This window comes from Radiobacillus sp. PE A8.2, assembly GCF_045635475.1.
GTDB lineage: Bacteria > Bacillota > Bacilli > Bacillales > Amphibacillaceae > JBJGXI01.
In genome coordinates, this window is the sequence record NZ_JBJGXI010000030.1 from 1 (window position 1) to 25,225 (window position 25,225).

General features: G+C 36.6%; 17 protein-coding genes. 14 read left to right on the forward strand and 3 right to left on the reverse strand.

What is annotated here, in order from left to right:
* Positions 1-561: 561 nt before the first annotated feature.
* A complete protein-coding gene (locus ACI6MV_RS15540; protein WP_407271236.1) occupies positions 562-2,109 on the forward strand; it encodes a response regulator in 1,548 nt (515 codons plus the stop codon).
* A 1,117-nt stretch (positions 2,110-3,226) separates the two neighbouring features.
* On the forward strand, positions 3,227-8,974 hold the full coding sequence (locus ACI6MV_RS15545; RefSeq protein ID WP_407271237.1) for a DUF6359 domain-containing protein: 5,748 nt from the start codon (positions 3,227-3,229) through the stop codon (positions 8,972-8,974).
* A gap of 950 nt (positions 8,975-9,924) precedes the next feature.
* Here the strand turns inward: ACI6MV_RS15545 and ACI6MV_RS15550 are convergent.
* The 3 genes from ACI6MV_RS15550 to ACI6MV_RS15560 all read right to left on the reverse strand — a co-directional run bounded on the left by ACI6MV_RS15550 (position 9,925) and on the right by ACI6MV_RS15560 (position 13,168).
* Complete coding sequence (locus tag ACI6MV_RS15550) at positions 9,925-11,436, reverse strand: glycine betaine uptake BCCT transporter (protein ID WP_407271238.1); 1,512 nt, start codon at positions 11,434-11,436, stop codon at positions 9,925-9,927.
* A gap of 242 nt (positions 11,437-11,678) precedes the next feature.
* Positions 11,679-12,788: a DUF1648 domain-containing protein gene (locus ACI6MV_RS15555; protein ID WP_407271239.1), complete on the reverse strand. Its 1,110-nt coding sequence runs from the start codon at positions 12,786-12,788 to the stop codon at positions 11,679-11,681.
* A gap of 2 nt (positions 12,789-12,790) precedes the next feature.
* Positions 12,791-13,168: a GntR family transcriptional regulator gene (locus ACI6MV_RS15560; protein ID WP_407271240.1), complete on the reverse strand. Its 378-nt coding sequence runs from the start codon at positions 13,166-13,168 to the stop codon at positions 12,791-12,793.
* Between the two features lie 270 nt (positions 13,169-13,438).
* Here ACI6MV_RS15560 and ACI6MV_RS15565 point away from each other — a divergent pair, with 270 nt between their 5' ends.
* The 12 genes from ACI6MV_RS15565 to ACI6MV_RS15620 all read left to right on the forward strand — a co-directional run bounded on the left by ACI6MV_RS15565 (position 13,439) and on the right by ACI6MV_RS15620 (position 25,222).
* Positions 13,439-14,671, forward strand: a complete 1,233-nt coding sequence (locus ACI6MV_RS15565) for an MFS transporter (protein ID WP_407271241.1) — start codon at positions 13,439-13,441, stop codon at positions 14,669-14,671.
* A gap of 269 nt (positions 14,672-14,940) precedes the next feature.
* On the forward strand, positions 14,941-16,119 hold the full coding sequence (locus ACI6MV_RS15570) for a S1C family serine protease (protein WP_407271242.1): 1,179 nt from the start codon (positions 14,941-14,943) through the stop codon (positions 16,117-16,119).
* A 149-nt stretch (positions 16,120-16,268) separates the two neighbouring features.
* The gene (locus tag ACI6MV_RS15575; RefSeq protein WP_407271243.1) at positions 16,269-17,147 is read left to right on the forward strand and encodes a peptidylprolyl isomerase; all 879 of its coding nucleotides are present in this window, start codon (positions 16,269-16,271) and stop codon (positions 17,145-17,147) included.
* A gap of 474 nt (positions 17,148-17,621) precedes the next feature.
* Positions 17,622-18,224 carry a TerD family protein gene (locus ACI6MV_RS15580; RefSeq protein ID WP_407271244.1) on the forward strand — a complete coding sequence of 201 codons (603 nt, stop codon included), beginning with the start codon at positions 17,622-17,624 and terminating at the stop codon, positions 18,222-18,224.
* Between the two features lie 105 nt (positions 18,225-18,329).
* Entirely contained in the window at positions 18,330-18,911 is a 582-nt protein-coding gene (locus ACI6MV_RS15585) for a TerD family protein (protein ID WP_407271245.1), read from the forward strand.
* A gap of 77 nt (positions 18,912-18,988) precedes the next feature.
* The gene (locus ACI6MV_RS15590) at positions 18,989-19,570 is read left to right on the forward strand and encodes a TerD family protein (protein WP_407271246.1); all 582 of its coding nucleotides are present in this window, start codon (positions 18,989-18,991) and stop codon (positions 19,568-19,570) included.
* Positions 19,571-19,648: 78 nt separating this feature from the next.
* Entirely contained in the window at positions 19,649-20,374 is a 726-nt protein-coding gene (locus ACI6MV_RS15595) for a TerC family protein (RefSeq protein WP_407271284.1), read from the forward strand.
* A gap of 61 nt (positions 20,375-20,435) precedes the next feature.
* Positions 20,436-21,629, forward strand: coding sequence for an HpcH/HpaI aldolase/citrate lyase family protein (locus tag ACI6MV_RS15600; protein WP_407271247.1), 1,194 nt, complete (start codon positions 20,436-20,438; stop codon positions 21,627-21,629).
* On the forward strand, positions 21,574-22,938 hold the full coding sequence (locus ACI6MV_RS15605; RefSeq protein ID WP_407271248.1) for a phosphoribosyltransferase family protein: 1,365 nt from the start codon (positions 21,574-21,576) through the stop codon (positions 22,936-22,938). The genes ACI6MV_RS15600 and ACI6MV_RS15605 overlap by 56 nt, the downstream gene beginning before the upstream one ends.
* Positions 22,931-24,034 (forward strand): cysteine protease StiP family protein, encoded by a 1,104-nt coding sequence (locus ACI6MV_RS15610; protein ID WP_407271249.1) that lies wholly within the window; start codon positions 22,931-22,933, stop codon positions 24,032-24,034. Before ACI6MV_RS15605 ends, ACI6MV_RS15610 begins: the two co-directional genes overlap by 8 nt.
* Positions 24,035-24,038: 4 nt before the next feature.
* The gene (locus ACI6MV_RS15615; RefSeq protein ID WP_407271250.1) at positions 24,039-24,839 is read left to right on the forward strand and encodes an HAD family hydrolase; all 801 of its coding nucleotides are present in this window, start codon (positions 24,039-24,041) and stop codon (positions 24,837-24,839) included.
* A 254-nt stretch (positions 24,840-25,093) separates the two neighbouring features.
* Entirely contained in the window at positions 25,094-25,222 is a 129-nt protein-coding gene (locus ACI6MV_RS15620) for a hypothetical protein (RefSeq protein WP_407271251.1), read from the forward strand.
* Positions 25,223-25,225: the final 3 nt, after the last annotated feature.

Below are 25,225 nucleotides of genomic sequence, written 5' to 3' on the forward strand. Positions count from 1 at the left end.
AGTGTAATAAGTATTGACTGTAGCTTCGTAATGATTTAAAATTTACTAAAAGTAAATGTGCGTGTGTTGGAAAAATGGGGACCTTCACGAAAATCTACTTTGTCTTAAAAGTACGTTTTTAGTGAGGTTTTTTTGTATCTGACAATGAAAACGCTTGTTTTTGGAACACATGGTTGACTTGATATCGAAAAGTACAGTGAGCACTCGACTTGATTTTACAAGTTAATAGCTAGGATGGAGAATGGAGAAATCACAAATGCACTTAAGTTATATAACTTGGGGCTATTTGTGATTTTTTTTATAATAATCCATGACGATTTTATAACTAACTTTACACAGCTATTTGCCGAATATAGTTGACTAATGTATGAAAGAATATAAATGATATCTAAGATGACGTTTCACCTCCAATAGTGGGAGTTGTCACTTTACTTTATGACTGAATACAGGTGTAAGTACTGACAGGATCATAAGGAGGATAAATCCTTTGCAAAATATAGAACAGTCATCTGCGAGAATGTAACAATTATTGGCTTTCATGTATGAGTGAGGAGGAGCGATATGAGTGAACCTTGGAAAGTACTAATCGTTGATGATGAGATGCTCATCAGGCAGGGAGTTATTAACTATATCAACTGGGACGATGAAGGCTTTCAAATTATCGGAGAAGCTGGGAACGGAAATGAAGCACTTCAGTTAATGGAACAGAATCTGCCTCACATAATCCTTACTGATGTCGTAATGCCGGGGATGGATGGTATAGAATTGGTGAAGCGGGTTAAGGAAAAATATCCTGCAATTGAAATCGTGGTGTTGAGTAGTTTCGAAAATTTTGAATATGTTCGTTCGACTTTTCAGAGTGGTGTGGCTGATTATATACTAAAGCCTAAACTTAATGGAGAAGAACTATTAAAAACGTTGCACAGAATCGTACCCTCCGAGCTAGAGGACAGTGGAACAAAACAGAACCCAGATTCCATAGAAGAAATTTTACAAAAGGGAATAAAAGGCTATACGTCAATGAACAATAGCGCACTTGTTGAAGCTTTTCCATTCAGCCAATATAGTATAGTAGCTGTTTGGCGAGAGGACAAAGATAATCAGTTAAGCGATAAAGAAATAATCAATTATTTTCAAGAACATATTGAGAACCTTGAAATCTTTTGGATTCCAATTTATGAAAGTGGTGCCGCGTATATTCTCAATTTTGAGCCCGCTCTATTAAAAACTATTAAACAAGTGGTTGCTACATTGGCAGAGCAATACAATAATGCAGACATGAATACGAGATGGATGATGATCAGACCTTTTCCGTCTATTTCGAAGTTGAAAGAAGTATATGAGGAAGATTTGCTTGTGATGGCAAACTACTACTTTTACTTAAGTGATAGAAAATTACTTTTGTACGATGAATTGCCAAAAATAGAGGATGATCATAAACATTTTGAGTTAAGCCAGTTTATTGATTTTTTTAAACATAAACAATTTACTGTTGCCATTCATTACCTAACAGAGCATGTACAAGCTTTAGGCAGTAACTACACGAAGGATACCTATGAATTTAAATCATGGTTGGAAAATATTGTTTTTAATATTATTGTTTTATTAGGAAATATGAAATATGACTCGGCGGAACTAGAGTCAAAAAAATATGATTATTTTACGGAGATTAATGAAGCAAAAAATGCGAGTTCTGCTCTTTTCTATTTCTTAGATTTTGTATCAGAAGTTAAAAAAATCGTGCTTTCAGATGAAGAGACACTGCCAACGAACATGCAGTTATTATTACAATATATCGAAGAACATTATGCAGAGCCACTTTCTTTAAAAACGTTATCGAACCATTTTCATTTTAATGCATCATATTTATCCAGTTATTTTAGTAGTCATTATCCAGAAGGCTTCAGTGAGTATTTGAATCACGTGAGAATTAATAAAGCAAAGACCATTTTGAAATCAAGCACCGCACAAATAGCGACAGTTAGTGAACAGGTTGGCTACTCCGACCAAAGCTATTTTTCAAAAGTGTTTAAAAGACTGGAAGGAAAATCACCTGGAAATTATCGGAAAGAGGTGCAAATGCCTGTTACTTGCCGAAGTTTGTCATGAGACAAAGGGACGGGGTTCTTTCGTCCCATTTTTGTTAAGATAAGAAACTATTATAGCATCCAGGAACAGCTAGTTGCATTAATATGCTAACCTTGTAAAAAAATATGTAAGCAAATCTTACAAAATTCACACAATCTTTAAAATTATTGCTAAACTAATACATATCGAGACTAAGGGACGGATCTTCCGTCCCACTTTACACTTTGGAAAATGCTTATTAATCAAAAAGTTGCCTCCTATCAATGAATTAAATTTTATGCCAAATGGCTATTCCAAGGAAAGGATGAACGTGTCGTCTTGAGAATCCATAACTTTCAATAACATGTTATTGTTCCATGCATCTTGATAGAATTATGGATCAAGTATTCAGTGAAATTGGAATTTCCTGTGCAGTTGTTAAATGTGAATTTTAATTGTAAAAGGGTGGGAAACTAATTAGGAGCATCTAAAGCATGAAGAAGTGGTATCTAGGTTTATCTGGATCCGCTTTTTTTAGTTGGATAGTAGCCTTGAATAAGGCCATTAGCTATACTGCCTTATCTTATTGTGCCACGGGGATAGAATTGTTATCGTGCTTAGACCATTAGAGTGATTACAATTATGGGAACTTAAAAGCACATCCGTTATTTATGATGAAGGGGCATTAGTACAAAGTGTGATATTACTCGAATGTTTGGTGACTAGATGAAAAAATGTACCGAAATGACGTTAACGTTTTTTTATCCTATGAAAATGCATAATGGAAAACCTTTGTTCTAACTGCTATAACTAGCAAACTTTTGAAGGGGAGTGAGAAGGGCGGCTCTACCGCTTTTTTGTCCACAAAGGTATCTTTAGAACCTTTGGAGTATATTATTGGCGAACTTGAAAAGCAACCAGAATAAACATAATTAGAAGAAAATTCTAACCAAATATTATCTCTAGTCACAGAATTCATAGAAATTTAATCAGAGGTAAAGATAGTGGTACGAGAGAATCGTCCCTTTGTTTCCAAACAAAAAACTTTGTAAATTTTTCTTTTTAAATCTTTAACCTTAATTAACACTAACTAAATATTTAATCTTTATCATTAGGAAGTGGACAGGCTATGTTCAAATTTTTTTGGGGGAGGAAAAGCATGAAACTTAATAAAATTTTAACATCTAGGGTTTTGAACGTATTTTTGATTTTTACGTTGATTTTTACGAACTTTTCAGGGGTTTTATCGGTTCCTGTAAGTGCTAGTACTACTTCAGATGGTTTAATTATTTCCGAATACATTGAGGGTAGTAGTTTCAACAAAGCACTAGAAATTTACAACGGAACAGGAGCAGATGTTGATTTATCTGCATATACACTAGAGGTTTATTTTAATGGAAAAACTACGACAACCCCGATTTCCTTAGAAGGTGTTATTGCCAATAACGACGTATATGTTGTCGCACATACAAGTGCAAATGATGATATTAAGGCAATTGCTGATGAATTAACGGGTTCACTTAGCTTCAACGGAGACGATGCGATCGTTCTTAAACACAACGATACAATCATTGACTCGTTCGGACAAGTTGGGGTTGACCCAGGATCATCTTGGGATGGACTAACTGCTGACAATACGTTAGTTCGTAATGCATCAATTCTATCAGGTGACACCAATTCAACAGATGCATTTGACCCAAACATAGAATGGGACGTTTATGATAAGGACACGGTCACAAATCTAGGTTCTCATACTATAGAAGAATCAGATTATATTTCGGTTGCAGATGCAATTGCAAATAACGCAGGTGAAGCAACTGTTCGAGGTTATATTGTCGGAACTGTAACTTCTAGTTCAAACTTTGACCTAGAAGCTCCTTTTGATAGAGCTACAAATCTTGGGTTAGCAGATTCACCGACTGAAACAGATGTTAGTAAGATGATACCAGTTCAGTTACCATCTGGTAGCGTTCGAAGTGCATTAAATCTAGTAGATAATCCAGGGAATCATGGGGCATTAGTAGAAATTACTGGAGATTTAGAGACTTATTTCTCTATTCCTGGATTAAAAAGTCCTTCAGCATATGAAATTATTGAGGGTGGAACAACTCCAGAGCCGGATCCTACGCCAGAACCTGGCGAAGTAGTAACAATTGAAGAAGCACGTGCTCTAAATAACGGCACTCAAGTAACGGTAGAAGGTGTTGTTACAGCAGATAACACAGCAATCAGTGGAGGGGGCCTTTCCACTTATATTCAAGACGACACAGCAGGTATTAACCTTTATGGTTCTAGTCCAGAAGATTTACAAGAAGGCGACAAGGTAAAAGTTACTGGTAGTCTGGCAGAATATAACGGCTTAAAAGAAATTGAACCTACTAATATTGAAGAGCTTAGTACAAATGAAGCTCTTCCACAACCGAAAGAAATTACGCTAGCTGATTTACAAGACGCTACAATTGCTGAACCATTAGAAGGACAGCTTATAAAAGTAAACGGCTACGTACAAGATGTTCCAAGTTCACCAGCAGGTGGTGGCTATAATGTTTCTTTCGTGGATGCGGAGTACAATAGTACGACGCTTCGTGTAATGGAAGGTACAAATGCGATTAGTGCTTTAGAAGAAGGAAAATGGTTTGAAGTAACGGCTATTTTAAGCCAATATGATACTTATCAAATCTTACCTCGTAAAGCAGCTGATATTACATTAGCATCAGAACAACCAGAAGCTCCAACTTCTGCAGGTGAATATTCTACAGTTGTAGAAAGTGTTACAGATGGAGATACGATTCATATTAAAACACCAGTATTAGGGGCGACGAAGGTAAGATTCCTTAATATGGATACACCGGAAACCTATCACATTGGTGATTATGATATGGATAAGGTGAATTCAGATCCAGATCATGCACAAAAGTACTTTGGTGAGTTAGCAAAAGAACATATCAAAACACTAATTCAACCAGGGGATGAAATTACATTAAAGATTGGTCAAGAACCGACGGATGCATACGGTCGTTTACTTGCGCAAGTTGTACGTAAATCTGATAATGTAAATGTGAATTTACAAATGGTGAAAGATGGATATGCATCTACTTATTTTATCTGGCCAGTTGGAGATGAAGCAACATATAATGAATTTCAAACTGCAGTTGAAAATGCTAAAGACAATAAATTAGGTATTTGGTCAGACACGAATACAGACGCTTTAGAACTACCTTTTGTTTTCCGTGCACGAGAACAAGGTAAAGGGTTGTTGCGTTATGTCGGAAACTCTGACACAAAAGAATATGTAGAACCTCAAGATTGGGAAACAGTTGATGTGGACAAGCGCATTTTCTTTGTCAGTGCTGATGAAGCAGAAGCACAAGGATACGTTCCTGAAGGTGAAACACAACAACCACCTAGTGAAGGAACTGTTGATGTGCAATTGTTAGGATTTAACGATTTACATGGTAAAATCGACCAAGAATACGGATTCGATGAAAATGATGACGAAGTGATTGATTATTACAAAGGTAGAATTGATTATATTGCTTCTTATGTAAAACAAAAAGAAGCAGAAAATCCAAACACACTAGTTGTTCATGCTGGGGATATGATTGGTGGAAGCTCACCGGTATCAGCATTACTTCAGGATGAGCCAACGGTTAATCTTATGGAAAGTATCGGATTTGACGTAGGCGCTGTTGGTAACCACGAATTTGATGAAGGTACTGTTGAACTACTTCGTATGGTAAACGGTGGCGAATATGATCCAGTTGCTACTCCAGGGTATGATGGGATGGATTTCCCGCTATTGTGTGCGAACTGTATTGATGAAAGCACAAATGAATCGATTCTTCCATCTTACACAATTCTTGAAACGGCTGGACAAAAAATTGGATTTGTTGGTCTAACAACATCTAATACAGGTAACATGGTTATCCCAGAAGGTATTAATGGGCTTAAGTTTACCGATGGTGTAACAGAGGCTAACGCAGCAATTGAAGAATTAAAAGCAGAAGGCGTTGAAACAATTGTAGTACTTGCACACATGGCTGTTGAAGAAAATGGCTCTGGTGAAGCTGCAAGTCTAGCTAATGCCATTGATGACGAAGTAGACGTGATTTTTGCTGGTCATAATCACCAAGTGGTTAACACAGAAGTGGACGGCAAATTAATTGTTGAAGCAGGAGAATACGGACAAGAATTTTCTGAAGTAGACTTAGTCATTGATACAACTACAGGTGATGTAGTTTCTAAATTAGGAAATATCGTAGATGTAGATCACCGTAATGCAGAACCGCATCAACCGACAAAAGAACAGCTTGAACACTATCTTGATTTAGTAGGTCCTACACTAAATGAAGTAATGGGACATTCTACTACAGAGATAGTAGGTGGCTATTCTAATACTGGTGATAATGCATTAGGAAACTTACTTGCGGACGGTATGAAATGGGCGATGGACAGTGATTTTGCACTGATGAACGGTGGCGGTATTCGTGATTCACTACCTAAAGGTGCAATTACGTATAGCGACTTATTTAACGTCCAACCATTTAATAACGTATTAGTGAAATTAGAAATTTCTGGTTCAGACTTAAGGGAAATAATGAACGCACAAATTACTTCAGGCTATGGTCCAGATTACAGTATTGCTGGGTTTAAATACACTTGGAACCCTGCAGTAAATAAAGTTGTTGATTTAATGTTACCAGATGGTACACCAATTGATCCAGAAGGTGAATACACAGTAACAACAAATAACTTTATGGCTACAGCAACAGGTTCTAAGTATTTACCAATCGGTGAACTTGGAGAAAACATGATCACTGGACCGGAAGATTTAGAAGCAACAGTTGATTATGTAAAAACTTTACCAAATCCATTTACGTATGAAATAGAAGGTCGTATTACTGGAACAGATGAAATGCCTCCTGCTGAGGAAATCGATACAGTAACAATCGCTGAAGCTCGAGCTGCTTCAATCGGTTCAGAAGTAGTAGTAGAAGGTGTGGTCACTTCTACACCAGGTTCTTACGGCGGTAAAAACTTCTATGTTCAAGATATGACTGGTGGGCTGTATGTTTATACAACTTTAGATGAAGGCCTGAAAATTGGAGATGAAGTTCGTTTATCAGGTACAACAGATGAATACAATGGATTGTTCGAATTGAAACCTACGATTATGGAAAAGACTGGTGCAGGTCCAGTTGTTCCAGCAAAACAACTTACACCAGCACAACTAGGTGAAGCTGTTGAAGGACAATTAGCAGTTGTTAAAGGTGCAACAATCTCTGATTTAGAAGAGAAAAGCTACGGTAGTATCGAATTCACAGCAACAAAAGACGGAGAAACAGTATCCGTTTATGTAGATAACCGTACAGGCTTGAAATTCTTAGATTTTGCATTCGAGAATGGTGATGTAGTTGATATTACAGGTATTATTACTGACTATAAAGGTACCTATGAATTAAATCCCCGTATGGCTGAAGATATAGAAGCAGCTGAAACTGTAAATATGAAAACAGTTGTAGAAGCTCGCGCCGCAGCGGCAGGTGAAGAAGTAACGGTACAAGGTGTGGTAACAGTAAAAGCTGGAGACACAACTTTCATCCAAGATGAAACTGCTGGTATAGCGATCTATGGTTCTGAGATTGCTGCAAGTGTAGGTGACAAAGTTCAAATTACTGGTACTACGAAAGACTATAACGGTCTGCGTGAATTAGTTGACTTTGGAGTAACACTTGTTGAAGCAAGTGTTGGTACACCAGCACCTAAATCGGTAAACTCTACTGAACTTGGTGAAGATCTAGAAGGTCAACTTGTAACTATTGCAGATATTACAGTTGATAGTGATGCAGGTTACGGTGAGTTTAATGCATCAGACGCAACAGGTACTTTTGTAATTGATAACAGTGCGTTTTCTATCGAAAGTGGAACAAGCTATGAATCTATTACAGGTGTACTAACTTATGACTTTGGTAGTTTTAAAGTAATTCCGGTAGCTGCACCAGTTGAAAAATCAACTCCAGATCCGGAGCCGAAGCAAGAAAAAGTAGTAAAACCGGCAACCGAAGTAGACAACAGCAAAAAAGAAATGAAAGCAACCGTAACAACTGCTGATGTTGAAAATATGCAAGATAACGAAGTACTTGTTCTTGAACCAGAAAATGCATTAGAACAATTAGAATTGTCCATTGCATTAAACGCAGATGTAATTCAAGCATTAGTAAACAAAAATGCAGATTTGAAAATTAATAAAGGTGATACGCAAGTTCAAATTCCAACAGCCATCCTAGAACAAATTGCAGCAGCTGGTGGTGACGTTGTAATCACCCTTGAGCAACAAGAAGTAGAAGGTGCTATTGGTCCTGTATACAACTTTACAATCACTGCAGGATCTTCTGAGATTAGCGATTTCAATGGTGAAGCAGTAACATTAACATTCCAAGTAGACGCTGATTCACTTGCTGAAATGGATCCAAATAATATTAAAGCATTCTACTATAATGAAACAACTGGAGAATGGGAAGTTATCGCGGACAGTGTTTATGATCCAAACACTGGTGTTATAACTGCGACAACAACACACTTCAGTACGTTTGGTATTTTCGAAAACAACGGAGATGCAAAAGATGCTCCAGTTGATGCCGAAGTTCCTGACGAAGATACGCAAAACCCTGATACAGGTGACGGTTCTGACAATGGCTCTAATCCTGACGATGGTTCTGATACAGATGACGGTTCTAATGATGGAGATACCGATAATGGTGACTCTGACAAAGGATCTGATGATGAATCTGGTGAAGAACTTCCTGACACAGCAACAAGTACGTTTAACCTATTAGCAATTGGTCTATTCATACTAGTTGGTGGTCTTGGGTTACTATTCGTAATGAATAGAAGAAAACAAGTTTAAATAATATGAGAAGGCCGTCCCATTATGGGGCGGCCTTTCTTGTGGTCTAGGAAATTATAAAAATAGACAGTTGTGGATATCTTGCTGAGTTATTTAGCCACGGCCAGCTTCGAGCGCCAGCGACTAGCGAGACTTCCCTCACCTCATGACACGATAAGTCAACATCGATTCAGGTTTTATAGAAGGTCGACTAAATGCGGACTTGTCGTCCAACGTCGACATACCCCTTATGCAGGGGCATGTTTCCTTTATCTCCTGCGGTTCAGTCCAAATGTTTTCGGTGAGGCGAGTAATCGCACTAAGGAAAGCTACAATGAATATACACCGCAGAAACAAGTGATTTTATTGTTTCGAGTCCCAGTCCGTACGTCGCTAACCGGCGATCTGCGCTTTTGTTCTTGCTATCATTTCCAGAAGAATGGTTGTATTACCTTCATAGACAACAGTCTATTAATTTGTACAATCCCTCTTTTAAAATAGTAGAAGATTACTTCTTCAACATTTGATTCAATCTTCGTCGACCTTCAGCTGTTAAATAAACTTTTTTGTCACCCAACAATTTCTTCGCCATATCCCTAGTCATTTGCTTATTTTCTTTAGAAGTCATAATATACTCTCCTTTCGGTAATTATTATAATTTATTCAAAAATAATAGGATTGCCTGTACTAGTATACTGAGTAGTTTGTGGATTTTGGCGCACTGATACCAGTCATATGGAGATGTTCGTCATCATGTCTCAACTGGTTCCGTGTAGAAATGGGGATACTATCTTAGTATGTGAAAAGTAGAGAAGGGGATAAACGTGTTCCAAATTATGTTAAGCCGCACCCCCTCTTTAAGGGCTGCGGCTTTTTCTGCACTGATTCCACTTGGGCTAAATATCCACCCTTGTAAGATATTTGGTTAGGCTAATATACAAACTGTAATAGCTACATTGTCGCAACCTACATCATGTCTTTCTCTTTTTAATCCGACCTATTCCAAGTACTTTTGCTTCTTGACGTAAAGCCTTCATTAGACTAATTGTCATTAAAGCGATAATAATCGAAAATGGTAAAGCTGCTATAATCATCATATTTTGTAATGCTTGAAGCCCACCTGAGTAGAGAAGTACTAACGCTATTGTAGAGAGCAAAATACCCCATGTAAATTTAACTTTATTACCAGGTGTATGGGATCCATTTGTTGTCATCATACCTAATACATATGTTCCTGAATCAGCAGATGTAATGAAAAATGACCCAATCAGCACGATTGCAGTTATTGACGTTACTAACGGCATTGGATAATTTGAAAATACCCCGAATAAAGATTCTTCTGCAGATAATTTTGATATTTCAGCAATACCATTATGCTCCAGCATAATTGCTGAACCTCCGAAAGCTGAGAACCATAAAAAAACAACAAGCGAAGGTATTAGTAATACAAAAAATATAAATTCCCTAATACTACGACCTTTAGAAACTCGGGCAATAAAAATACCGACAAATGGTGCCCATGCAATCCACCATGCCCAATAAAAAATCGTCCACCCATTAATCCATCCACGAATGTCATCGTTGAACGGTGCAATTCTAAAACTCATTTGTGGTAACGTTTGAATATATGCCCCAACCGTATCCGTAAATAAATTTAAAATAACTAATGTTGGACCGAATATAAACATCAGTAAAAATAGAGCGCCGGCTAAAATCATATTAGCGTTGCTTAATATTTTTATTCCTTTACCTAGTCCAGACCATGCTGATATTAAAAATAAAACTGTTACAACCGCGATAATAACAAATTGTATCCAAATATTTTTGGGTATTTCAAAAAGATATGCCAAACCACCATTGATTTGAACTGCTCCAAATCCGAGCGATGTTGCAACACCAAGAACAGTTGCTAATACAGAAAAGATGTCAATAGCTTTTCCGGTTTTGCCTCTTACCTTATCACCAAAAATTGGTTCTAAGGTTGCACTTATTAAGTTCAACTTTTTATGTCTGAAATGAAAATAAGCTATTGCTAGAGCAACGATCGCATAGATACTCCACGCGTGAATTCCCCAATGAAAAAAAGTAAATCTAAGTGCATCCTTGATTGCTTGCTCCGTACCGATTTCTCCAGTAGGTGAGCTAATCGCATAATGGCTAATTGGTTCTGAAGTACCATAAAAAACAAGCCCGATCCCCATTCCAGCACTAAATAACATTGCAATCCATGTGGGTGTAGAGAATTCCGGTTTTTCATCTTGATTTCCGAGCCTAATTCGACCAATAGGTGAAAAAAGTAAATATAAACAAATAACAAGCACAATCGTGACAATGATGAGATAATACCATCCAAATGCATCAGAGAAGAAAGCTTGAATATTTGCAGTAAAGTCCTCAAATGTATTAGGAATAATAATTCCTGTAATAACGAGCAAAGAAAGGATACCTAATGATATGTAAAATACGATATAACGTTGTTTCATTGTACTACCTCCTACATTAGTTAACGATAAGATATAGTCTTCTCTTTTTTAGTCAAATAATGTAATGAAGAGGTAATATTTTTCTATGGATAGTCACTTCCCGGTTTTATCTTCATTTGCCAGTTAATGTGAAGAAGTATCTTTAAGGATGGACTGACCCAATCGATTGCTTTGCTGCTGAAATTATCATTGGCAATATAAAAGCGGTTAAGCAAATGCTCAACCGCAAGATTAATTATTTTTTAAGATGCCATAAATGACAAGATTAATATTAGAACGACAGGTCCAATTAAGACAAAATAACCAATCGGATTAGCAAAGTTTAATGTCCAGCCAATGCCAAACCGTTTTTCTACAAAAATAGACGGATCATTCGAATTAAAATAAATTAATCCACCTTTCCAGTACTGATCTTCATCTATACCTTCAACTGTTGCGTCTTGGTGTACTAAAGCTTTTCCTTCCAGATCTGAGTCAACACTTCCAACCTTAACGGCCAAGCCAACTGCACCGGCCAAAATTAAAACAAGAAATACAAGTGGAAAAAGCATTATTAACGATTCACTCAAGAGGTTTTCGTACAACAATTGAAGCTGTATAAGTGAAAACAAAATCGTGATTAAAATATTCGTGACAAATAAAAACCAACTTGTATATTTACGCAAGCGCAATTGGCGCAATGTGGAGGATGTTATATTACCAGCATTTATTTTAATTCCTGACCGTTTCGTAAATACGTTTATGCCAAAAAACATTAGTTGCATGACAAGCAAGAGGATTGGAAGGTTGATCACAGACATCCAGCTCTTTTCGGTAAATGCATCTGGTTGCCCATCTGGTCCCCAATGCGTTGGAATTTGACTTGGCAATCGGTCAAACGACAGGATGGTTAAAGCCATTAACGCAACTGTCATGATGATTGGTATCAAGTGCACAAATGAAGCGAGCATTTCATCCCTAGAACGAACTTTTAGGTCTGCATAGTGAACTTGATTAATTGTCCCATACCATTGTTGTGAGCGCTTGAGCTTTGTCATTTTATAATGAAAGTAAAAATAAAGTGATAACCCAATGATCAGGATGATAAACGGAATGATGGTGCCTGCTAGTACGAGTGTTACTTCTTTTACATTGGCGGTTTGGCTCCAAAACCAAAAACTAACCGTAACTATTATTGCTACTATTGTAGTTACAATTGCATACACTTTTTTATATTGCATCACTTTTGGATGTTTTGTTTGGTTATAAGGAATCGTTACGCCGAAAACGACCGTGCGTTTTACAATAAATGGGACAGTAATTTGAAAGAAACTAACAAATAGAATCGTTATTAGCAAGATAATAAAAGCCATGATTAAGCCTCCTTAATATTTTTGATTACAGTTGTAATTAATTCATGCAACTGTTCTTCATTCATCCCGTTGGCCATTGCTTCTACAACGACCGGCTTGAATTCGGTAGATAATGCTGACAGGCGATTATTAGTAATTTGTTTGTCTTTATTAACGGTGATCATAGCGCCTTTTTTGGGAACAATCTCAATAATTCCTTTTGACTCTAGTTCGTGATAGCTTTTATTTACGGTGTGCATGTTCACACTAAGATCTCCTGCGAGTGCACGTACAGACGGGAGCGTATCACCTAGGCTCAAATCACCGCGCACGATTGCTTCCATAATTTGCGTCCGAAGCTGGACATATAAAGGGACGTCCGAATTCGGGTCAATGAACATGTTATGTTTCCTCCACTCTTATTTCTTTCTTGTTATATATATAATATAACAGATTTGTTCTATATTGTATAGAACAAATTATGTTGAATATACGAATTAAAGTGCATTTGATCTAACTGAGAGCCGTAATTTCACGGGGGATGTAGTGATAACTGATACCACTATTTGGCTCAAGTGACATATCCCATCTCCCCTTGAGCTATTCACTATACGAAGCACATCTAACCAAGTACAATATTTAATAACGCTATCACTAGGAGATACACACATATGAACAGAAACTCGAAAACAAACTATTATTTATTGCTATTCGTGATTTTCGGAGGGTTTTTAATCTTTGGTGTTTCAGAAAATATTAAGGGTCCCGCAATACCGGAGATGCAGACAGAACTCGCTTTGAGCGATGGTATGCTTGGTTTGCTTTTAGCAATCAACGCATTTGGCTTTTTACTCGCATGCACTTATACGTCCTGGCTAATTGAAAAAATCGGTGCAAAAACGATTAGTATAGTTACTTTTCTCCTAATGGGAGTATCGGGCATTTTTATTTATTTCTCTAGTAGCTTCCCAACATTAATTGGAGCTTATTTTGTGTTGTACCTAGGAAACGGTATGCTTGAGATTGGACTTGCGATTATTGCTGCCCGGCTTTTTACCAAAAATACGGGAACGATGCTCAATCTGTCTCATTTTTTCTATGGACTAGGTTCCACAGTTGCCCCGATCGTTGCTGCTCATATGATGGGGTGGGAGATTTCATCAACAATCTTAGGCTGGCGCGGCATGTATATGATTATGCTATCGTTATCTCTTTTACCGATCATTCCAGTTGTGTTAAGTCGCTTTCCGAAAGAACAGTCAGAGGAAGAAGATCGCACATCGTATAAAAAGTTAGCTAAGGATCCGATTGCCTGGCTTATCGTTTTCGCGTTATTGATGGGGGTAACGACAGAATTAGGAATTGCTGCTTGGCTAGTAAACTATCTTGTAAAAGTTGACCAATGGACAGTAGAGGCTGCTTCCAACCTTCTGGCAATATTCTTTTTCACATTTATGCTATCGCGCTTATTATTAGGACCTGTGACCGATAGGTTTGGTTATGCTATTTCGATTATTGTCTTTTCTGCGTTTGCAGGTATTATTAGTATTATCCCTGTGTTTGCAGGTGAACATGCTGCCATATTATTTGCGATTGCAGGTTTCGGAGTTGGTCCGATTTATCCTACGATGATGGCCTTGCTTGCCAAAAAGTATACAAAAGGGACAGATACAGCGATTACCTTCACCGTTGTCCTGATCGGCATAGGCGGCGTAATTACTAATTTGATAATCGGCTACTTGATTGAAATTGTTACAAACTTACAATTACGGCCAACCTATGAAGCTAGTAATCAATTAGGCATGCAAGCAGGATATTTGTTTATTGCTAGCACCGCACTATTATGTAGTCTTGCTACGGTGTTTATTTATGTACGGCTTAAGAAAGAGGGGCAGTTGTTGTAGGGTGCCGTTCCCTTGCGACCGTAGGTGTTCCAAAGTGGTGTTTTTGTCATAATGACCGATTCAGGATATTGAGATAGACTTTCACTATATCATAAATTTAATAAGCTATTATACCGACGTTTCTCATAACTCCGAGAAGCGTTTTTTTTATGGTATAAGAAATCTTTTAAGGTTCGCTTAAGGTTCGCAATCCATAATAGCGATAAGGTTAAAACAACGCCTAATCGGAAGTTAAAAAACAATGAAAAATTTGGAAAGAGGTGATTCAAATGAGTAAACCATCAAGGCTACGTAATTTTGCAAATACATTGGGAGCGGGGATTCTAGGGTCCGCTTTAACACTCGGGGTTGTAACACAAACTGGATATTTTGAAACAGACACCACGATTCCTACTAGTGAAGAGGACACGCTAGAGATCGCTAACGATTTGAAAGCAACCGAAACAAGTACGGCTGCTGTCAATGTTCAGCAAGTTTCAGCTACCGATAACTCCGTAGCTGAAATAGTTGAACAAACATCGGAGGCAATTGTAGGCATCGTGAATATTACACAGCAAAGTAATCCGTTCACCCGTTCAAGTGAAGAAGCTGAAAGTGGCACCGGATCAGGGGTTGTTTTTGAAGTCAGTGATGATGCAGCCTATATTGTGACAAACAATCATGTTATCGAAGGTGCAGATGAAATCGAAGTTTCCTTATATAACGAGCAAGTTGCAACTGCTGAATTAGTAGGAACTGATTCGTTAACGGACATAGCTGTCTTAAAAATAGCAGGTAGCTTTGACATTACACCGATCGATTTTGGAGATTCTACTACGCTTCGTGCGGGTGACCAAGTTATCGCCATTGGAAATCCATTAGGACTTAAGTTGTCGAGAACAGTGACACAAGGGATAGCCAGTGCAGTGGACCGTACGATTTCGGTATCTACCTCTGCCGGTGCGTGGGAATTAGATGTTATCCAAACAGACGCAGCAATTAACCCAGGAAATAGCGGAGGAGCGCTGATTAATGGCGCTGGTCAATTAATCGGAATCAATAGTTTGAAAATATCTGAAAGTGGTGTGGAAGGACTTGGATTTGCGATTCCAAGTAATGATGTCAGCACAATCATTAATGAACTTATGGAAAATGGTAAAGTATTACGCCCATATCTCGGTGTCAGCCTCGTAGGATTAAATGAAGTAGCGCCATACTATTTGAGAAATATTGCAGATACGATTACAGATGGTGCCATTATTTCATACGTTGATGAGAACTCAGTAGCAGCAACTGTTGGGCTACAAGTGGAAGATATTATTGTTTCTATAAATGGACAGTCCATCCAAAACGATGATGAATTCCGCAAATACTTATATACTGAATTATCGATTGGTGACACCGTAACGATTGAATTCTACCGTGCTAATCAATTACAAACGGTTGAAGTTACGATGCCAGGCAACTGACTCAACATAATCATAGCATAGCTAAGGTATCCGCATGACGGGTTAATCCGACTGTGTGAATGGCTTAAATCAAGATTATCTAATGAACAACTAAAAAACGTTATGCATCAGCGGTTTTTGCAGATTCGCTTAACAAAAGGAGAAATATGATGAAAAGTTTAAATAAAAGTTCAATATTTTGGATACTCGGGATTGTGTTAGCCGTCCTGCTATTAGTAGCAGTTTTCTTTCAAAAAGACGAAACCAGTGCAGTTGCTACAATTAATGGAGAAGAGATTACGGATGTAGAATTAAATGAAGTTCTCGTAAAGCAATATGGTACTGATACGTTAGATGGACTGATCTCACAGAAAGTAGTTAAAATGGAAATTGAAAATGCAGGCATTGAGGTAACAGAAGAGGAAATAGACCTTGAACTTGAAGAATATATAGCCTATTACGGTGGTGAAGAAGCTTTTCATACTGATTTAGATTCGAGTGGTGTGACTGTGGAGGATATAGAGGAAGACATTGAGATTTATATTGCCACAAATAAAATTTTAGCGGACCGTTTTACAATAACAGATGATGAGATGCTAACCTATTTTGAAGAGAACCAAGATTCATTTGCCCAAGCTGAACAAGTGCAAGCGAGCCATATCTTAGTTGAGGATGAGGCAACAGCGAATGAGGTAATTGAAAAACTAAATGCTGGAGAAGATTTTGCAGAATTAGCGCTCGAATATTCAACAGATACAACCACGAGTGAAACAGGTGGGGACCTTGGTCTGTTTGGAGCTGGTGAAATGGTACAAGCATTTGAAGATGCTGTTTTTGCCATGGAAATTGGTGAGATCAGTGAGCCGGTAGAAACAGAATATGGATTTCATGTGATTAAACTTGTTGATAAAGTGGAGGCTACAGAAGCTAATTTTGATGACGTAAAAGCTGAAATAGAAACAACCCTATTTGATACAAAAGCAGATGAGGAATACGCCGTTTGGCTTGATGAAATAATGGCTGAATATGATATTGAATATTTGTTGTAGGGGTGAGTGGGGACAACTAGTTTGTCCCCATAAATCTTTTGGTGTTATCGAAGAGCCTGTGTTCGAACGATTTGCCCCCATCCAGCTTATCTATTTTTACGGTGATGTCTATCATAATAAAAATAGATGCACTGGATCCAAAAATAATGCTAGCAAAACGAACTTAAATGAAAGTGTATTCATACTTGACTCGAATGAAAAACAATTAGTAAAAATTTCTATACGGAATTCATAGTAAAATTTATGGAAGTAATTTATAATGTAAATATACCTATTTTTTACAAAATTCAGCAAAAAGCTACAATAGGTATTACAAATAATAATCTTTTGAAACCTTTTTTTGCTTCGTTCCGTACATAATATTGTAATAAAGTTAAAGGAGCTCGTTCATAAATAATTAGAATTGAGTGTGAAATGATGCAATCTTAAATCACGTTTGCGTGATTTAAATATAATAATGAAGGAGTGAATGGTTTGTCTATTTCTTTGCAAAAAGGACAACGTATCGACTTAACAAAAGGAAATGCTGGTCTTTCGAAGATTATGGTTGGTTTAGGCTGGGATCCAATTGAAACTAAACGTGGTGGAATCTTAGGCGGCTTATTAGGAGCTGGAGCACCTGATATTGATTGTGATGCTTCTGTTCTAATGCTCGAAGATGATAAATTTATGAACAAGAAAAACCTGATTTATTTTGGTAATTTGAATAGTTCATGCCGAAGCATTAAGCATACAGGGGACAATCTAACTGGTGAGGGTGATGGAGATGATGAACAAATTTTAATTGATCTTCAAAGCGTGCCTTCAAATATCAATAAACTAGTTTTTGTTGTTAATATTTATGATTGTGTAAGACGTAAACAAGATTTTGGGATGATAGAAAATGCGTTTATTCGTGTAGTCAATAATTCGAATAACCAAGAAATTGTAAAATTTAATTTAACAGATAATTTTTCTGGAAAAACAACCTTAATAGTTTCAGATATTTATCGCCATGGCAGTGAGTGGAAGTTTGCTGCAATTGGAAATGCTACAAACGATAGTGGATTGGAAGATATCGTTCGTTGCTATACGTAATACTAGATTTAGTCTATTAAATTGAGTCAATTAGTTACCTTAAATCAGAACTATGAAATTGACTAACCTAAATCAGATTTTGAAAATAGAAAGGAAGATTTAATAATGGCAGTTTCATTATCAAAAGGACAAAAGGTAGATTTAACAAAAACAAACCCTGGTTTATCGAAAGTTATCATTGGATTAGGATGGGATGTTAATAAATACGATGGTGGTAGTGATTTTGACCTGGATGCAAGTGTATTTCTTCTAGATGCCAATGGTAAGTGTTCTTCAGACGCGGATTTTATTTTCTATAACCAACTTGAGGGTGGAAATGGTTCTGTGGTACATACTGGAGATAACCTTACGGGTGAAGGTGAAGGGGATGATGAGCAAGTAAAAGTAAATCTATCTTCTGTACCGGCTAGTATTGAAAAGATTTCATTTGTTATTACGATTCACGAAGGTGAAACACGCAACCAAAACTTTGGACAAGTATCTAATTCCTTCGTACGTGTTGTGAGTGAAGATACCAATGAAGAATTAATTCGTTATGATTTAGGAGAAGATTTCTCCATTGAAACAGCAATTAATGTTGGTGAATTGTATCGTCATAATGGTGAATGGAAATTCGCTGCTGTAGGTTCTGGCTACCAAGGTGGATTAGGACGTATTGCAACCGATTTTGGATTGCAAATTGGTTAACACTTATTAGACAAGAAGGATGTCCAATCCTTCTTGTCCTTCTTTTCTAGCTGTAAAATAAATAAGGAGGCCATAAAATGGGAGTTCAGTTATCAAAAGGTCAACGAATTGATTTAACAAAAACAAATCCTGGGTTAACTAGGGCGATCATTGGATTAGGATGGGATATTAACCAATTTCATGGCGGAGTTGACTTTGACTTAGATGCTTCTGCTTTTTTAGTTGATGAAAACAACAAATGTGTTAACGATCAAGATTTTGTATTTTATAACAATCTTGAGCATCCTAGCCAGAGTGTAATACATACTGGAGATAATCGTACTGGAGTGGGAGATGGTGATGATGAGCAAATCGTCGTAGATTTTACAAAGATTCCAAATCATATACAAAAAATAGGAATCGCGGTTACTATACATGATGCAGAAGAACGTAATCAAAATTTTGGACAAGTTTCCAATGCGTTTGTACGTCTAGTAGATGACTCCACTAACCAAGAATTATTGCGCTTTGATTTAGGAGAAGATTTCTCTATTGAGACAGCGGTTGTTGTTTGTGAATTATACCGACACGATCGTAATTGGAAGTTTAATGCCATTGGGAGCGGCTTCTCAGGCGGTCTGGCTTCACTTTGTAGTAATTATGGTTTGCAAGTTAATTAGTGGTTAATTAAGGAGGAATTATTTTTGGATATTATAAACCAAGTTTTGTCGACATATGCCTCATTCTTTGATTGGGAAATGTGGGGAGAAGTTCTAACAGACCCAGTTGCATGGGGATATATAGGAACACTTGTCATCTTAGAAGGGCTTTTATCAGCGGATAATGCCTTAGTACTAGCGGTAATGGTCAAGCACTTACCGGAGAAGAAACGTAAAAAGGCATTAACATATGGATTATTCGGTGCATACTTTTTTAGGTTCCTATTTATTGGTTTAGGTGTATTCTTAATTAAGTTCTGGTGGATAAAAGTATTTGGTGCAGCCTACTTAATGTGGCTTGTCATTAAATATTTCTGGAAAGGTGAAGACGATGAAGATGCTGAAGGTGTGAAGAAAAGTGGATGGTTAGTACGTACTTTTGGTTTATTCTGGGGAACAGTTATTGCAGTAGAATTAATGGACATTGCTTTTTCAGTCGATAGTATTTTAGCTGCATTTGCCGTTTCAGAACAAGTATGGGTTCTATTTATTGGTGGAGCATTAGGAATTATTATGATGAGAACTGTGGCAGGGGTTTTCCTGAAATTAATTGAAAAGATACCAGAGTTAGAGACTACAGCGTTCGTTTTAATCGGTATTATTGCTTTAAAGATGGGTGCAAGTGTAATAGGTATACACATCCATCATTTACTGTTTTTCGGAATTTTAATTATTGCTTTTTTAATCACTTTCATTATCCATTACTACAACAAATCAGAGTCGAGAATTGCAAGAAAAGAGATTGCTTCATCAAAAGAAAAATAATTAACTGTCTTCAATGGAAGGGGAAAAATTTTCGCTCCTTCCTTTTTGAATAAAAAGAGGTGTGAAATTGAGATACTTCAACTATTTGTCTCCATTACAAGAAGAAGGAATATTCTTTAAACAATCGAATGTAATTACAAAATATGCTGAAAAAGAACTCCTTCAATATGCTTTAGGGGGAACATTGTACATGCCTGCAATACGCGAAAATATTGCAGATATGGTAATATCAAAAAAATATCCTGAACTTGGATCTATGGTCATTTGCTTAGAAGATGCAGTAGGCGATAAACAGTTAGAAGATGCAGTGAGCAACTTAGTGAGACACGTGAAAGACATATATGATGCATTTTCTAATGGTCAAATTACGATCGAGGAGCTCCCGCTAATATTTATTCGTGTCAGAAACCCTCATCAGATGATCGCATTGGCTAATCGGTTACATGAATGGTTACATGTACTTACTGGGTTTGTGTTTCCCAAATTAGCCGTTAATAATGCTGAAGAATACTTTCGTACACTAATACAAATAGTTGAATCTCATGACGTTATCTTATATGGAATGCCTATATTAGAAACAGAAGAGTTAATTAATTTAGAAACTAGATATGACACAATACTAGCATTAAAGCAAATCTTTGATAAATATAAGGATAGGATATTAAATATTCGAATTGGAGCAACAGATCTTTGTGGCTTATACGGAATTAGAAGGAACTATCATACTACAGTATATGACATTACTATTATTAGAGATTTAATCTCAAATGTAATGAATTACTTTGGTCGAGAATTTGTTATTTCAGGCCCAGTATGGGAATACTTTGAAAATAATTCTAGAATCTTAAAACCAGAATTAAGACAAACACCGTTTAAAACGGTTTATGGTAAAGAAGGGCTAGAGGTTCGAACCCAATTATTAAATACTTACGAGGATGGTTTAATTAAAGAGACATTGTTAGATTTAGCTAATGGAATCACAGGAAAGACGGTAATTCATCCATCACATTTAAAAATAGTTCAAGGTTTAAATGTCATTACGAAAGAGGAATACTTGGACGCACTTAGCATCATAGATCAATCTAAAATTGATACTGGTGTAGTAAAAAGTTCGTTTTCCAATAAAATGAATGAAATTAAACCACATTTAAACTGGGCAGAGAAGATACTTTATAAGTCAAGAATATATGGGGTGTATCATGAGAACAGCAGCTACGTCGACATACTCGCAAACCAAAACCAGATTAATAATTAGTGAACAGATGGAAGTGGAGTTAATGTTTAAAAATAATCCACTTAAACTTCCTATAGAACATTTGTTTCAAATGGCATCTAGAGTGAATAAAAAAAGAGGTTTTCTTTTTGTCAGTAAAGTTCTTGGTAAGCATATACCCGTACATCCATTAGTTCCTTTAATCATATCCGGTTTATTATCGATCATGTATTTTGAAAAAAAGACTAAATTAACAGTTGAAAATAAGGGGAAAATTGTTGAATTGTTGATGACAAATAAAGCTCAACACTTGAAACAAGCCTATAAATTATTAAGGGAAGAGCTGCTACCACTTGATGATAATCCCATCATAATTGGCTTTGCTGAAACAGCAACTGCTCTAGGGCATGGAGTATATGAATGCTTACACAACTCAGCTTACATTCATACAACTAGAGAAGTGTTAGATGGCAAACAAACTAAGATCACTTTCGAAGAAGAGCATTCACATGCAGTTGACCAGAGATGTTACGATGATAAGGATTTATTACAATCAAAACAGCCAGTGATTTTAGTTGATGATGAAATTACAACAGGTAAAACGGCTTTAAATATAATCAAAGATATCCACTCGAAGTTTCCACGGGAAGAATATGTTATCCTATCTATTCTTGACTGGCGCTTAGAAGAACATGAAGAACAGTTTAGAAAAGTGGAAAAAGAATTAAATATAACGATTTCAACGGTTTCGATATTATCAGGAAATATTACTTTTACAGGTAAAACATTAGATGAATCATTGTATGATTATCAAACACCGGAATATCAGCAAACAGTTATGGTTGAGCATATTGATTTGTCGGACATATTCACAGCTATTGATCCGGATTATTCGTTTGTACATGAGACCGGTAGATTTGGATTAACGTTAAGTGATCGTATACCTGTTCAGGAAGCATGTGAAATTGCTGCTAAACGATTAACAGCTTATAAAACAGAAGAGGATTGTCTCTGTCTTGGTACTGGAGAATTTATGTTTTTACCTATGAAAATTGCTAGTTTTATGGGTGACGGGATTCTTTATCAATCTACGACGAGAAGTCCAATCCATCCAATGGACAAAGATGGGTATGCAGTAAGAAACGGATATCGGTTCAAGAATCCTGAGGACCAATCTGTGAACAACTATATATATAATTTGCCTAAAAATAAATATAAGCAACTCTTTTTATTTCTTGAACAGCCTGTACCACAAGCATACCTACGTCCAATTCTATCAATTTGTGAAAACATAGGTATACCAGAGGTAAAGGTAGTTACCATTTCAAACGGAGTTGAGCGTAATGAATGAAGTCAACACAACAATGGGAAGTTATCATGAAAAAGATGTAACGTTTCTCCTAAAAGATCTTTCAGCAATATCTATGGAAAGAACGACAGAAGCAAGGGAGAAAGCGATACAAAGCGGAGTGCATTATTCAGAAATGCTCCCGATTGAATACAAACCAACGAACGAATATTTACAACTATTTCATGAATCACTAAAGTCTTATAAACAAAAGGTTGCCATTGCAGTTGCTGTAGTTGCAGAACAAATTTTGGAAGCTAGAGGTTTTAATACGGTACTTTGTAGTTTAGCGCGAGCAGGCACCCCAATTGGTGTGCTTATAAAGAGGTATGTTCAATTCAAGTATAATAAGGAGCTTCCACATTATAGTATTTCTATCATTCGTGATAAAGGTATCGATGTGAACGCGATTAATTATATATTAAAGAATCATCCTAAAAAAAACTTGACCTTCGTTGATGGATGGACAGGAAAGGGCGCTATTACAAAACAACTACAAACGTCTATCAACCTTTTTAATGAACAAAATGGAACAAATTTATCGCCTGAAATAGCTGTGTTAGCAGACCCAGGGTACTGTGCAACCTTATATGGAACTAGAGACGATTTTCTAATTCCAAGTGCGTGTCTAAATTCTACAGTGTCAGGATTAGTCAGTAGAACGGTACTTAATGAAAAATGGATTGGTGTTAATGATTTTCATGGTGCCAAATATTATTCAGAATTAATTAGTGAAGATGTATCGAATCATTATATTGATACAATTGCGAATCAATTTCCTAAAATAAGCGAACAAATCAATGTTAATCTAAAAAAAATCAAACAGAATTACCAGGAACCAACTTGGAAAGGACTAGAATCAATTAAGAAAATCCAAGCTGATTTCGGTATTAATAATACACACTTAATTAAACCAGGTGTTGGTGAGACTACTAGAGTTTTGTTACGTAGAATTCCTTGGAAAATATTAATTAAACCAAATAGTCAGCATCTGTTACAACACATTCTATTATTAGCTAAAGATCGCGGTGTTCAAGTCTATGAGTACGACCAAATGTCCTATAACTGTTGTGGGCTTATAAATCCAATGGAGAAGTGATGTTATGAAGGCTTTTGCAAGTGACCTGGACCGAACACTAATTTATTCACAAAGAATGATAAATAGTTTTCCATTTGATAAGGATTTTCATTTAATTGAAACATTAGATGGTAGAGAGATAAGTTTTATATCATCAGATACGAAGGAAAATATTAAACGTATCACTAAAAGCGCTTATTTTATACCAGTGACGACTCGTACAATCGAGCAATATCATCGAATTACACTGTTCCAAGACGAAATTAAACCAGAATATGCTGTAACTCACAATGGGGCACTAATTATAAAAGATGGAAAGCCTTTAGAAGAATGGACGTTACTTGTAAAAGAAAAGCTCCAAAGTTATATGTCAATCGATGATATGCTAAAACAGGTTCAAAAGTTAAATGTCCAAAAACTTGTTAAACGAATTAGAAAAGCTGACCAATTCTTTTTTTACTTTATTCTAAATAAAGATGGTATTAATCAGCTTGACTTTCTAGCATTAAAGGATTGGCTGAAAAACTATGGGTGGCAGACTTCTTTACAAGGTCGAAAGTTGTATTTTATACCTAACCCAATCAATAAATGGAGCGCTATTGACTTTCTTCGTGAAAAATTAAGCTTAAACGAGGTGTATGCGGCTGGTGATTCTTTGTTAGACTGCGATTTAATCGCTAAAGCTAATTACGGTTTATCACCTAAACATGGAGAAGTTTTAGAACACTTTCCAACTATCGAATCAACTACAAGTGTTGGAATGAAAGCATCGGAAGAAATTACAGAAGTTATACTAAAAAAGTTAATAAACCATCCTGTGAACTGAAGTTAATATTATGTATAAATCGATTGTTAGCAGGTGTTGCTGTTGGTGCGGCAAAAGTTAGAATTATTTACATTTCATCACTAAGATCAGCCCTGAAGTAGAGGTTGGTAATGGAAATGTAGAACAACAAATTATTACAGTACTTAGTACTTTTACAGATTTTCCGAACGAGAAAGCCCACTCCTTTAGGTGTGGGATGATAGCCAAGCACTTGGAAGTCAACATCCAGAATGATCGTAAAGCAAGAAGTCTAGGTGGATTCCTTTATAGAATCACTTGACCCAGACGAATCTTTTTATCGATTAGCTATTAATATTGACAATATAACAAATTTAACGAATGTTCTGGCTGAGTTAATCGAGGAAAAACTTATAGGTGTATAATGA

Excerpts from the sequence above, each read along its gene's own strand:
- ACI6MV_RS15595 (WP_407271284.1), top strand. The coding sequence starts at position 19,649 with ATGTGGGGAGAAGTTCTAACAGACCCAGTTGCATGGGGATATATAGGA.
- ACI6MV_RS15545 (WP_407271237.1), top strand. The coding sequence starts at position 3,227 with ATGAAACTTAATAAAATTTTAACATCTAGGGTTTTGAACGTATTTTTG.
- ACI6MV_RS15575 (WP_407271243.1), top strand. The coding sequence starts at position 16,269 with ATGAAAAGTTTAAATAAAAGTTCAATATTTTGGATACTCGGGATTGTG.
- ACI6MV_RS15605 (WP_407271248.1), top strand. The coding sequence starts at position 21,574 with ATGAGAACAGCAGCTACGTCGACATACTCGCAAACCAAAACCAGATTA.
- ACI6MV_RS15585 (WP_407271245.1), top strand. The coding sequence starts at position 18,330 with ATGGCAGTTTCATTATCAAAAGGACAAAAGGTAGATTTAACAAAAACA.
- ACI6MV_RS15565 (WP_407271241.1), top strand. The coding sequence starts at position 13,439 with ATGAACAGAAACTCGAAAACAAACTATTATTTATTGCTATTCGTGATT.
- ACI6MV_RS15570 (WP_407271242.1), top strand. The coding sequence starts at position 14,941 with ATGAGTAAACCATCAAGGCTACGTAATTTTGCAAATACATTGGGAGCG.
- ACI6MV_RS15615 (WP_407271250.1), top strand. The coding sequence starts at position 24,039 with ATGAAGGCTTTTGCAAGTGACCTGGACCGAACACTAATTTATTCACAA.
- ACI6MV_RS15550 (WP_407271238.1), bottom strand. The coding sequence starts at position 11,436 with ATGAAACAACGTTATATCGTATTTTACATATCATTAGGTATCCTTTCT.
- ACI6MV_RS15560 (WP_407271240.1), bottom strand. The coding sequence starts at position 13,168 with ATGTTCATTGACCCGAATTCGGACGTCCCTTTATATGTCCAGCTTCGG.
- ACI6MV_RS15555 (WP_407271239.1), bottom strand. The coding sequence starts at position 12,788 with ATGGCTTTTATTATCTTGCTAATAACGATTCTATTTGTTAGTTTCTTT.
- ACI6MV_RS15590 (WP_407271246.1), top strand. The coding sequence starts at position 18,989 with ATGGGAGTTCAGTTATCAAAAGGTCAACGAATTGATTTAACAAAAACA.
- ACI6MV_RS15610 (WP_407271249.1), top strand. The coding sequence starts at position 22,931 with ATGAATGAAGTCAACACAACAATGGGAAGTTATCATGAAAAAGATGTA.
- ACI6MV_RS15540 (WP_407271236.1), top strand. The coding sequence starts at position 562 with ATGAGTGAACCTTGGAAAGTACTAATCGTTGATGATGAGATGCTCATC.